The organism is Pseudoalteromonas sp. BSi20652, assembly GCF_000239855.1.
Classification (GTDB): Bacteria; Pseudomonadota; Gammaproteobacteria; order Enterobacterales; family Alteromonadaceae; genus Pseudoalteromonas.
Window position 1 is genome coordinate 68,096 of the sequence record NZ_BADT01000041.1, and the last position, 12,151, is coordinate 80,246.

The 12,151-nt window shown below is 39.9% G+C and carries 8 protein-coding genes; 5 read left to right on the plus strand and 3 right to left on the minus strand.

Going from position 1 to position 12,151, the window contains the following annotated elements:
- Positions 1 to 33: 33 nt before the first annotated feature.
- A complete protein-coding gene (locus P20652_RS14470) occupies positions 34 to 3,393 on the minus strand; it encodes an ATP-binding protein (RefSeq protein ID WP_033017105.1) in 3,360 nt (1,119 codons plus the stop codon).
- A 115-nt stretch (positions 3,394 to 3,508) separates the two neighbouring features.
- Entirely contained in the window at positions 3,509 to 5,269 is a 1,761-nt protein-coding gene (gene ycaO, locus P20652_RS14465; protein WP_008166394.1) for a 30S ribosomal protein S12 methylthiotransferase accessory factor YcaO, read from the minus strand.
- 147 nt (positions 5,270 to 5,416) lie between these two features.
- Here ycaO and P20652_RS14460 point away from each other — a divergent pair, with 147 nt between their 5' ends.
- From P20652_RS14460 to P20652_RS14445, 4 genes are all read left to right on the plus strand, one after another.
- A complete protein-coding gene (locus P20652_RS14460; protein ID WP_008166395.1) occupies positions 5,417 to 7,702 on the plus strand; it encodes a penicillin acylase family protein in 2,286 nt (761 codons plus the stop codon).
- Between the two features lie 79 nt (positions 7,703 to 7,781).
- The gene (locus P20652_RS14455) at positions 7,782 to 8,630 is read left to right on the plus strand and encodes an MBL fold metallo-hydrolase (protein WP_008166396.1); all 849 of its coding nucleotides are present in this window, start codon (positions 7,782 to 7,784) and stop codon (positions 8,628 to 8,630) included.
- 100 nt (positions 8,631 to 8,730) lie between these two features.
- A complete protein-coding gene (locus tag P20652_RS14450; RefSeq protein ID WP_008166397.1) occupies positions 8,731 to 10,263 on the plus strand; it encodes a bifunctional GNAT family N-acetyltransferase/carbon-nitrogen hydrolase family protein in 1,533 nt (510 codons plus the stop codon).
- On the plus strand, positions 10,263 to 10,580 hold the full coding sequence (locus tag P20652_RS14445) for a multidrug efflux SMR transporter (RefSeq protein WP_008166398.1): 318 nt from the start codon (positions 10,263 to 10,265) through the stop codon (positions 10,578 to 10,580). The genes P20652_RS14450 and P20652_RS14445 overlap by 1 nt, the downstream gene beginning before the upstream one ends.
- A gap of 67 nt (positions 10,581 to 10,647) precedes the next feature.
- On the opposite strand, the gene P20652_RS14440 is transcribed toward P20652_RS14445, so the two are convergent.
- On the minus strand, positions 10,648 to 11,526 hold the full coding sequence (locus P20652_RS14440) for a DMT family transporter (RefSeq protein WP_193371782.1): 879 nt from the start codon (positions 11,524 to 11,526) through the stop codon (positions 10,648 to 10,650).
- A gap of 239 nt (positions 11,527 to 11,765) precedes the next feature.
- On the opposite strand from P20652_RS14440, the gene P20652_RS14435 reads away from it, so the two are divergent.
- A complete protein-coding gene (locus P20652_RS14435; protein ID WP_008166400.1) occupies positions 11,766 to 12,149 on the plus strand; it encodes an MAPEG family protein in 384 nt (127 codons plus the stop codon).
- Positions 12,150 to 12,151 lie beyond the last annotated feature (2 nt).

Below are 12,151 nucleotides of genomic sequence, written 5' to 3' on the forward strand. Positions count from 1 at the left end.
AAACTAGTAAGCGTATTTTATTAGCTTACACCTTTATTGAGTGCCAAGCCATTGTTGAAGCTTTGGTTGTAATGCTGCTAAATCCAGTGGCTTACTTAAATAATCATTCATGCCGGATGCTAAACACTTCTCCTTATCGCCTTGCATGGCATTTGCAGTCAAAGCAATAATAGTAATATTTTGATTGTGATTACCTGCTTTACCTTCTCTAATTGCTTGTGTAGCCTGATAGCCATCCATTTCAGGCATTTGGCAATCCATTAAAATAAGTTGGTATGGCCTGCCTTTTTTTTCATTTAGCTTGTTAATTGCTTCAAGTCCATTTTCGGCTATATCAAAGATTATTCCTGCTTGTTTTAATAAAGCAGAGGCAACAATTTGGTTAATTTTATTATCCTCAACTAATAAAAGCGTTGGCTCAGTAGAGTCAGCGGTTACTGCTTTAGTTAGCTTGTTTTGTAGCTGCGCTTGATTTTGCTGTTGCTCAATGTATTTATCGTTAGTGAGTGAGTCAAATAAATCAGAAGGTGTAAGTGGTTTGAAAATCATGCAGTCGACCTCCATACCTATTTTAGACTCCTCTGGTGAATAACTCATTGGTGCCATAATCACTAATTTACAGGTGTGCATTTTTATAAAGTTTTTAAGAGTCGTTATATTTGCCAGAGGTGCTTTTTCAAAAAAGTAGTAATCAACTAAAATCGCCACAGGAGGGATAGTTACATCATTTAGGTAATGACTAACGTCAAGATAGTTATTTATACAATTAACCTCTGCGCCCCATACAGTGAGTTGCTTGTTAGCTATATTTGCATTTAATGAGCATTTATCAATAATCAAAATACGTTTGTTTTTAATTAAATGACTAGGTAAATCTTGTTCTTTACTGAGGCGTGGTTGTATTTGTATTGTGAATGAAAACGTACTTCCTTCTTCAGGCACGCTGTTTACACTTACTTCACCGTTCATAAGTTCACATAGCTGTTTAACTATCGCAAGACCCAACCCTGTGCCACCAAATTGACGGGTAGTTGATGTATCTGCTTGTGTGAATGAATCAAATAACAGCGCTTGTTTTTTTGAGTCAATGCCAATGCCTGTATCAATAACCGAACATTGTAAAAAAGAGCCATCCGTTGTTTCATCGATTCTTGCAGTAATAATAACTTCACCGTTAATAGTAAATTTAACAGCGTTACCAATTAAATTACTTAAAATTTGGCGTAGTCTATTAGGATCGCTAATTATCTCACTAATTGTAATTTGAGTGGCGTCTAAAATAAGCTTGGTATTATTTTGTTCTACTGTTAAAGCAAATGATTCAACGACTTCCCCTAATAATCTTGGGAGGTTAAATTGTACTTTTTCAATGTCGAGTTTACCCGCTTCAATTTTTGAAAAATCTAAAATATCGTTAATAATATTAAGCAGTGATTGGGCAGATGATTGGGCCAATTCTATATGGTGTTCTTGTTGTTTATCGAGTTTAGTTTGTTTTAAAATGCTAAGCATGCCGAGTACACCATTCATTGGTGTTCTAATTTCATGACTCATACTTGCCAAAAATTCACTTTTAGCTTCAACTGCTTGCTCTGCTACATTTTTAGCGGTAACGAGTTGTTGTTCTGTTTCAATGCGTTTTTGGCTTGAGTGTAAACTACCAATAAGTGCAGCGACGGCAATTAAAAAGCTTTCTTCGTTACGCGACCAATGCTTAGGCGATTGGCTATGCTCGGCGCATACAATACCAAGCGCTCCGCTACCAGCAGGAATAACTACGCATAACATGGATCGAATATCTAAAGGTAGTAAGTAATACGCTTTTAGAGGAGTCAAAATAGGGTTTTCTAGTGTATCAGGGACATTAAGTACAGCTTGATGGTCAATGGTATCGAAAAACTCTTTAGTATTTTTTCTTAGCCAACTTAATTCTGTTTTATCGTTTAATAAGTGCTGATTGTGTACTGCAAATGGATTTAGCTGGCTCTTGTCTTCATTAAAAAACCGTATACTGGCTCGTTTAACATCAAATGCTTGGCAAATTGCTTGTGTGATTACGTCTTTAGATTGGCTTAGTTGCCCGTTTAATACGAGCTTATTAACCGTCAGCGATGCTAATATTTCATTATGTAGCGCTATTTTATTGTTTTCTAATTCAATTTTTTTACGAGTATCAATGTTTTGTAATGATCCAAAAATACGAATGCTACGCCCGTTTTTACGCTCTACTTCACCATGAGCAAGCACCCATATAGTTTCTTTTTTAGCGTTAATAACTTCAAGTTCAACTTCGTAACTTTCACCAAGCTTTATTGCTCGCTCAATCACACTAGCTATTTTTTGTCGACTTTCACCTTCTTTAAAATAGTTTAAATCACTAGGCCACTCAGGTTGTGTATCAAGTGAATATTTAAATATTTTTTTGGTCACGTCAGACCAATATACTTGTTTGGTTTCTAGGTTAAATGACCATGCGCCTATTTGAGCTAAGTCGCTCATTGCCTCAAGCATATTTTCGTTTCGTTGTTGTCGATTAAGCATTTTTAGAAAAAATAAAAATGCCCATATTAACAATCCACAAATAATGACTATTGCTAAGCGAAGAGGCAATATAGCTGAGTTTGGCGGGTTCCAACCTGCTTTAGGGACCACGTATAACTGCCAATTTCCGCCTTGAAAACTTAAACTGAACTCAAGAGGTGTTTGCTCTATTATATTTTGATTACCATAAAAAAACTCTCCTTTTTTGCCCAGGCCATTTCGCCCTTGTATAGCAACTAAATATTCTTTACTAAGGTCGTATATACCTGAATTTTTATAGATTTTTTCAATATCGAGGACAACTGACAATAAACCCCAAAACTCATGTTTAGGAGGGGTATATACAGGAACTCTTGCTATTAACGCTTCTCCACCCTGAACTAACGTTAGTGGTCCTGCCATAATAATCGAGTTTGTATCACGCGCTTTAAGCGCATCTGCGCGCTGATTTTTATTATTTAAAAAGTTAAGGCCAATTGCTTTTTCGTTTCCTTTTAAAGGATAAGTCATTTGAATGACCATATTAGGAGCGCCACCAATATTACGAAGCTCTTTTGAGGTATCAAACAGAGGGGCTGCAATGTGTGCAAAGCGCTCTTGTTTTAAATCAGGCTCTGCGGCTACGGCTACGCCTAAACCTCGAACTAACTGTATGTTAGAAACTAAAATGGATTCAAGTTGAGTACGATAAGTACTGACCTCAGATAGGATTTGGAGACGATGGGCGTCTTTAACACGGTTATAATTAATGCGCTCAAGCACTATTCCAACGAGCACTGTTAGTATAAACGACAACCAAAAGGTTCGCTTAAAATTATGAGCACTCGTTTTTTTATTATTAGATGGTGGCATTAGCTACAACGTGGCGTTAATTTAGGCAAAATTAACTATAACTAATTTATTACTCGAATGAAAACGGCGCTTATGCATAAGCGCCGTTTATTTTTACAATGAGTGATTAAAAAAATTATGAATCGCTAACTTCACGTGCCCAATGATTTTGTTTTGCCACATGTAGCTTACGGTAACCATCAAGAAGTGCTGCATGTTTTTTAAAGCCTTCAAGCGATAAACCTGGAAAAGTTAAGCCGTTAAATTGTTTTTCACTTTCGGCAATTTCTATAGCAAGCGTAACGTTATTAGCACCAAACATAAGGCCTAACGCATCTTGATAATCGGCATATTCGCGCTCGTCATCGTATTTTATTTCAAGAATCGCTTTTAGGCATCGGAAGTGGCGCATTGCATCTTCGTTTACTTGACCTGTATGAAGTATCCAATCAACCCAATCAATCGCTTCTTCGCTGCCTGCGGCTAAGCATAGGTGCGCTTTAAGCTCACCAATACGTAGCGTATGCCAAGGTGTATCAGCATCTGTTGCAAGGCCAATAAACTCTGCAGCGCGGATAATATCGCTGTGACCTGCTTCTTCTAAGCTGTCGTAAATGTCCATCCATTGCTCTGCATCGTACTGATCAAGGGATAAGAATGTTTCGCGGAACTTAGCGCCTTCGTTGTTGTTGCGCCAAATAAGCTCATCAACAGGGTAAATGTCTGACATACCCGGTACTAAAATACGACATGCGTATACGTTTAGGTGCGTGTAATCCATGATATAGATATCATGATCCATGCTGTGAATTAGGTCAGTACAGAAGTTATATTCTTGCTCTGTTGTGCCGCTAAAGTCCCAGTGTACAAAGTCAAAGTCAGGTTTTGCACGGAAAAAATCATGTGAAATCAAACCGCTTGAGTCAATAAAGTGCAGTTCAATGTTCTCCGGTGTTGCCACTTCATCGTTATCAAAAGTTGCAGGTTGGAATACATCTAGCTGATCAAGACGACGACCTTGTAGTAACTCAGTTACTGTACGTTCAAGCGCGACTTCAAATGATGGATGAGCACCAAAAGAAGCAAACACAGAGCCATCAGTTGGGTTAATAAGCGTTACGCTCATTACTGGATAAATCCCCCCAAGCGATGCATCGGCAATACGTAAATGAAAGCCATGGCTGCGAAGTTCTTCACACGCTTCATGAATTTTAGGGTATTGCTTTACAACATCTTCAGGCACGATTGGTAAGCAAATGCCTTCGGCGATGATGCGGTTTTTAATAGCGCGTTCAAATACTTCTGATAAACCTTGTACGCGAGCTTCAAACTTGGTGTTACCTGCGCTCATACCGTTAGATACAAAAATATTACCAATAACATTTACCGGAATGTACACATCTTGATTATCGCGTTGGCGAGTGTACGGCAGGGTACAAATACCACGATCAATATTGCCTGAGTTAAAATCAAAAAGGTGTGATGCGTTAAGTTCGCGCTCTGGATCAAAGTAATCCCATAAGCTTTCATCCATAATACCTTGTGGTACTTCGTCGCCCTCTACTTCAAACCATTTTTCACTTGGGTAATGCGTAAACTCGCCATTGGCAAATTCTTCACCTAGATAAAAGTCTGCAAAAAAGTAATTACAGCTTAAACGTTCAAAATATTCACCGAGTGCTGAGGCAATAGAGGCTTTGTCTGTTGCGCCTTTACCATTGGTAAACATAACACCGCAGTCACTGTCTTTTATATGAACCGAATAACAGTTAGCTACAGGGTTAAGCCAAAGCGCTTCTTCAACATTAATGTTTAGGGCTTCAAGCTTGTTTTGCATGGTAGAGATTGACGATTCTAGGTCGCGGTCTTTACCTTTGATAAATGTTTTTTCAGTCATATTGATCTCAACTAGTTCTGCACGATGTGTGGAGCTGACATTATCGTGGATTTTGATGTTTATTTCATCCTTTGCGAGCAAGATCATGATTATTTAATAAAACTGTGGTTATTATATAGGCAACGCAAAGGGTGAAAGGGCAACTCAATGTATAAACTAATCAAACGTTTGTTGTTATTAATTGTGATATTAGGGCTGGCAAGTACCGCCGTTGTTTATGGTGTACTTAGTTTAAGTTTACCTGCCCTTGATGGAAACGGACGTAGTAACGCGGTAGCAGAGCCTGTAAAAATTTCGCGCGATGCACTAGGGCAAGCCGTGATAAATGCTAATAGCCGAAACGACGCTGCCTATGGTTTAGGTTATGCGCATGGGCAAGACCGATTTTTTCAAATGGATTTACTAAGACGTAATGCCGCAGGCGAGCTAAGTGAGTTATTTGGAGAAGCCGCGCTGGGGCTCGATAAAAAAATGCGTTTTCATCAATTACGTAAACGCAGCCACGCTATTTTACAAACCTTACCTAAGACCGATAAGCAATTACTTAAGAGTTACGCTCAAGGTGTAAACGAAGGCTTAGCGCAAGTAGGGTATTCAAGCTTTGAATATTTACTAACAGGTGCAATACAAAAACCATGGCAAAGTGAAGATAGCCTACTTGTGATATTTAGCATGTATCTTGATTTACAAAGCGCTACATTTGAGCGTGACCAAGCACTTATTCAAATTGAGCAAGCGTACACAAAGCAAATGGTTGATTTTTTAACGCAACCAAGTAAGTACCAAGCCGCACTTGATGGCAGTAAACTAGCACCTTATAACGGCGGCATACCTACTTTGCCAATTCAAACACAACAGACAGTTAAAAGCATTGAAGCCAACCAAGAGCGCGGCAGTAACAACTGGGCAGTTACAGGAGCGTTGACTAAAACAGGCGCTGGTATGGTGTCGGATGATATGCATTTATCGATGGCAGTGCCTGTAATTTGGTACAGAGCACAATTAAATTACATGCACAGTGGTGAGCAGACTCAGGTGACCGGTGTATCGCTGCCCGGAGCGCCTGCCATTGTGGTTGGCACTAACAATAATGTTGCATGGGGGTTTACTAACGGTTATTTAGATACAGCCGATTGGATTGCATTAAACGATGATAGTAAAACATGGCAAGTTGATGAACCTATTGCATTACCCGATGGGGAGATCGAAAACTACTCATTAATACTCAGCGAATATGGCCCTGTAAAATACATTAACGAAAAACCTTATGCATTGAGCTGGGCTGCACATCAGCCTTACGCCGTTAATATGCAACTATTAAAGTTAGAGCAAGCCAAAACAGTTGATGATGCACTTACTGTAGCAAGCGATGTGGGAATACCTGTGCAAAACCTAATGGTGGTAGATAGCCAAGGTAGCGCAGCATGGAAAAATATGGGTGGTATACCGGCGCGTAAAACGCCAAGTGAGCTTGGCGTAAATGCCGATGACTACTCAGTGCTTTGGCAGCAAACCGAATTAGAACGCCCGTTTGTTAAAAACCCACAAAGCGGGCGATTATGGACTGGTAACTCTCGCGTGGTATCGGCTGAAGATAATACCCGTTTTGGTAATGGTGGTTATGCACTCGGCGCGCGTTCGAGTCAAATTCGCGACAGATTATTTGAAAAACAAACATTTGCAGAGAGCGACTTTTACGCACTACAGCTCGATAACCAAGCTCGCTTTTTAATGCCTTGGCATGCTTTGCTATTAAAGCAATTAAAAGCCAATACAGCTAAAAATCAGCAATATATAACAGCGCTTGAAAACTGGCAGCAATGTGCGTGTCCAACCTCTATAGGGTATACCTTAGTTAAGCGTTACCGCGATGAAGTGATTAATATTTTATTTAGTAATATTGAAAGCCAATTAAATAAACAACAAGGCACGCTTAAATATGTAAAGCGAGATTTAGAGCCCGCAGTGTGGCAGCTTATTAACAACAAACCCGACACATGGATAAACCCACAATTTAAAAATTGGGATGCACAATTACGTGGCGCATTTAACCAAACTATTACTAAGCTTACTGAGCAGTTTGGCAATAATGTGCAAGGCTGGCAGTGGGGTAAGGTCAACGAGTTAGTAATAGAGCATCCGTTTGCAAAGCAAATGCCGCTGCTTGCTAAATTGTTAAATATGCCAACAGCAGCGGGTTTTGGAGATAGCTTCATGCCAGCAGTACAAAGGCGTAGTTTTGGTGCATCACAGCGTTTTATTGCGCAACCAGGGCATTTAGAACATGCGATTTTAGCTATTCCGGGTGGTCAATCGGGTCACCCTTTATCTGAATTTTATAGGGCGGGTTTTGATGACTACGTAGAGGGTAATCATACGCCTTTATTGCCGCAAACGCTTATGCATCAAATAGTGATAAAACCTATTAAATAATGATTAAGTTATATAAGAGTGAGCTTAAATAGTGATAAAAACGTTCTATATTAATTACTTTATACAACAGAGAACTAAAATGAAAAAAATACTACCCGCATTAATAACAGGTTTATTACTGAGTACAGCAGCGCAAGCAGATGATGGTCCAGTAACAGCACAAAAATTAAGTGATCATGTATACGTACTATTTGGGCAAGGCGGTAATATTGCTGCAAGTGTAGGTGATGATGGCATTTATATTATTGATGATCAGTTTGCCAAACTATCAGATGATATTAAAAAAACGATTAGCGATTTAAAACCAGGCAGCGCAGAGTTTGTTATTAATACGCATCATCATGGCGATCATACCGGTGGCAACGAAAATTTTGCTAAAGCGGGGGCGCACGTTATAGCCCACGACAATGTACACAAACGTTTAGAAGAGCAGCACGGCGAGGGGTCAGACTTTTTACCGCGCATTAGTTTTGGTCACGATTTAAAACTACATTTTAATAACGAACACGCCCATGTAGTGCATTACGAACATGCGCACACCGATGGCGACTCGGTTATCTTTTTTAGTAACGACAACATAGTACACATGGGCGACATTTATTTTAACTTTGGCAGCTTACCGTTTGTTGATGTAGATAGTGGTGGTAGCGTTGATGGTATTTTAGCTGCAGTAGATGATGTGGTTAAACAAATTGACGATAAAACACAAGTAATACCAGGACATGGCAAGGTAAGCGACCGTTCAGGACTTATAGCGTATGGTAAGCTAGTGCAAAGCGCGAAAGATATCATGCTAAAAGCAATGCAAAATGATGCGAGCTTAGAGCAAGTGCTTAAGGCTGACCCATTGGCTGAGCTGAATCTTAAATACGCAGGCTGGTTGCCAAAAGAGAAAGTAACTACGCTTTTTTATCGCAGCTTAAAGTAGTACATCTAAAGTAAAAAACATGATACAAAGCTGAGTGTATTCTTGATTTAATCGAGCGTACATTCGGCTTTTATTTTTCTTATGCCCAAAGGAGTTGTGTATGTCGGCAGAAAAAACCCATCTTGAAATTTGTAACTTAACCAGAGAGCAATATCCGCAAATCAAAACCTTGATGGATCAAGCGTATCCCGATTTAGGCGGTGCGTGGCCAAGTCATACCATTTTTAGATTAATAGACCAATTTCCTGAAGGGCAAATAGGTATTGTAGATGATGGTGTGCTGGTGGGCTTAGCATTAAGCGTGCAAGTTGATTACACACGTTTTTCAAACCCGCATACATACGAAGACATCGCAGATGGTCATGACCGCGTATTTAGCGATACCGATGGGGACGCGCTATACGGCTTAGATGTTGCTATTAGTGAAAGTCACAGAGGCATGCGTTTAGGTCGTCGCCTTTATGATGCCCGTAAAGAACTGTGCCGCCAATATAACCTACGCGCTATTTTAGCGGGTGGGCGTATTCCGCGTTATTACAATCACAGCAGTGAAATGACGCCAATGGAGTACATTGCAAAAGTAGATCAGAGGGAGCTGTACGATCCTATTTTAAGCTTTCAGTTGTCTAATGATTTTCAGGTAAAGCGTTTACTTAAAAAGTATTTACCGGAGGATCAAGAGTCAGTAGGTTACGCCACTTTACTTGAGTGGAATAACATTATGTATGAACCAACCGACACGGTACTCGAGTCAACTAAATCAATTGTGCGCGTAGGTGCTGTGCAATGGCAAATGCGTTGTGTTGAATCGGTTGAAGAAATGCTAAAGCAGGTTGAATACTTTGTAGATACCGTATCTGACTACAAAAGTGATTTTATTCTATTCCCTGAATTTTTTAACGCGCCACTAATGGGATTAGGAAATCAAAGCAACCAAACCGAAGCGATTCGTTATTTAGCTGAATACACCGAAACGTTTAAGAATGCCATGTCGCGTATGGCAATAGAATACAACGCCAATATTATTACCGGCTCTATGCCGCTTGCCGAAGACGATAAAATTTATAACGTGAGTTATTTATGCCACCGCAGCGGTAAAATAGACGAGCAACGTAAAATACATATTACTCCGCATGAACAAAACGATTGGGTTATTCAAGGCGGCGACAAAATTGCTGTATTTGATACTGATGCAGGGCGTGTAGGTATTCAAATTTGTTATGACGTAGAGTTTCCGGAGCTTTCACGCATATTGGCCAAACAAGGGCTAGATATTTTGTTCGTCCCATTTTGGACCGACACTAAAAACAGCTACTTACGTGTTCGCCATTGTGCACAAGCGCGTGCAATAGAAAACGAATGTTATGTGGTTATTGCAGGTTCAGTGGGTAATTTACCACAAGTAGAAAGCCTTGATGTGCAGTACTCACAATCGGCTGTGTTAACGCCATCGGACTTTTCGTTCCCGCACGATGCAACACTTAACGAAGCTACGCCAAACACCGAAATGCTATTATTTAGCGACCTTGATATGGATAAGCTAAAAATTCTTCACAGTGAAGGCACAGTACGTAACTTAAAAGATCGCCGCGAAGATTTATACGAGGTTATTGTGAAAAAGAGAGATGTTTAATGGCGTGGATGTACTTAATTATTGCTGGGTTACTTGAAATTGGCTGGCCGATTGGCTTAAAAATTTCGCAAAACGCTGATACACGCTGGCAAGGCATCGCAATAGCGGTGGCATTTTTAGTCGCTAGTGGTTTTATGTTGTGGCTTGCACAAAGGCAAATATCAATGGGTACTTCATACGCCGTGTGGACAGGTATTGGCGCCGCCGGTACGTTTTTAGTGGGTATATTGTTTTATAACGATGCCGCTACGTTTGGTCGTATTGCGGGAGTATTAATGATTATTAGCGGTGTGATAACACTTAAAATAAGCTCTTAGAATCAGTTCTTAAAGCTATAAAAAATTATAACAGCGCAGGTATAAAAGCCTGCGCTTTTTTATGCTCTTAACTTGGCAACATGACCAAAATAGCGGCAATGGCTATGAGTATTAAGCCTGCAGTATCTTGTTTTTTAAGTGGCTGCTTTAACCAAAGTACGGCAATTAGCATGGTAAAAAATACTTCAACCTGTCCAAGTGTTTTAACGTAAGCAACGTGCTGTAAGCTCATTGCACTAAACCAGCCAATAGAACCGACACAACTAAAAACACTAATTGCGGCTGTAGTACCTTTGTATTGCCACAGTTTACTAAGTGTTTGCGGCTCTTTTAATAATAAATAACCCAGTAGTATTAGCGTTTGTAAGCTAATTACAAACAGCAAAACCCAAGCGGCTGAGTGTGGAAATAATAATCCTGAGTTTAAGCTCGCTTCACGTACCCACAGTGAGGTAAGTGCAAAGCAAGTACCACAAGCAAGGCCTAGTAATGCGGTTTTAGCATTAAAGTGTTTAACGCTTGTTATGCCGCTGAGTAGCAATACGGCAATAGCGCCAAAAAACACACCAAGCCAACCGAGTAAAGAAAGTGCCGAGCCAAAAAATAATACACCTAAAATGGCTGCTACTAACGCCTCGCTTTTGGCAAGCCCAGCACCTACGGCGTAATTATTCATTTTAAATAACTTAACCATTAAACCAGTGGCAAGTATTTGCATAACACTTGCACCTATAATAAATCCCCAAAAGGCATTATTAAACGTAGGCATAGCGGTATCTTGATATTGATACAAACCATATAAATAGACGGCAGCAATAGGGCCTGCAATAATAAAGCGGGAGAGGGTTACGCCAGCAACACTCACATCGTTGCTTAATTTACTTTGCAGGGCATTACGCCATGCTTGCATAAAGGCGGCTAAAAAAGTGAAAAATATCCAGGTCATGGTCGTCATCGTTAAAATGTAAGGCAGTAAAGTTAACAAGCTTTGTGAAGTAAAGCGATGCATTAACCACGATGTTGAATATTCATCATCTGCGACATTATGTCGCACGGGTTTGAGGATATATTTAGCTATAGTAAGCCTGATGTTATTGTTAGCCGCCAGCGTTTGTCATAAAACGTATCTGGCGGCTTTTTTATTGCGCTTATGCTAAATTATCCGAAACATCAAAAGGATAAATTATGACAACATTAGTTGTATGTGCATTACTTGCGGTATTAATGCCTTACTTTGCAAAAGTGCCGGTTGCTATAGCAATGGCAAAATTAGGTCGATACGACAATAAACACCCAAGGGCGCAACAAACAAAACTAACTGGCTTTGGTGCACGGGCGCTCGCTGCTCATCAAAACTGTTTTGAATCGCTTGCTGTTTTTGCTGTCGCTATTGCAGTTGTACTGGGCACTAACTCTGTAGGTGCAATGACAGAAATGTTAGCGGTTACGCATATTGTGTCGCGTATTTTGTATTGCGTATTTTACTATATGAACCTAGATATAATTCGCTCATTAGTGTGGTTTATTGGTTTGGGTACGGCCATTGCCATGATTGTGGTGAGTTTGTAACT

What these genes read in the sequence shown, in the direction of transcription:
- P20652_RS14460 (WP_008166395.1), top strand. Translation starts at nt 5,417, where the DNA reads ATGTATAAACTAATCAAACGTTTGTTGTTATTAATTGTGATATTAGGG.
- ycaO (WP_008166394.1), bottom strand. Translation starts at nt 5,269, where the DNA reads ATGACTGAAAAAACATTTATCAAAGGTAAAGACCGCGACCTAGAATCG.
- P20652_RS14450 (WP_008166397.1), top strand. Translation starts at nt 8,731, where the DNA reads ATGTCGGCAGAAAAAACCCATCTTGAAATTTGTAACTTAACCAGAGAG.
- P20652_RS14445 (WP_008166398.1), top strand. Translation starts at nt 10,263, where the DNA reads ATGGCGTGGATGTACTTAATTATTGCTGGGTTACTTGAAATTGGCTGG.
- P20652_RS14440 (WP_193371782.1), bottom strand. Translation starts at nt 11,526, where the DNA reads ATGACCTGGATATTTTTCACTTTTTTAGCCGCCTTTATGCAAGCATGG.
- P20652_RS14435 (WP_008166400.1), top strand. Translation starts at nt 11,766, where the DNA reads ATGACAACATTAGTTGTATGTGCATTACTTGCGGTATTAATGCCTTAC.
- P20652_RS14455 (WP_008166396.1), top strand. Translation starts at nt 7,782, where the DNA reads ATGAAAAAAATACTACCCGCATTAATAACAGGTTTATTACTGAGTACA.
- P20652_RS14470 (WP_033017105.1), bottom strand. Translation starts at nt 3,393, where the DNA reads ATGCCACCATCTAATAATAAAAAAACGAGTGCTCATAATTTTAAGCGA.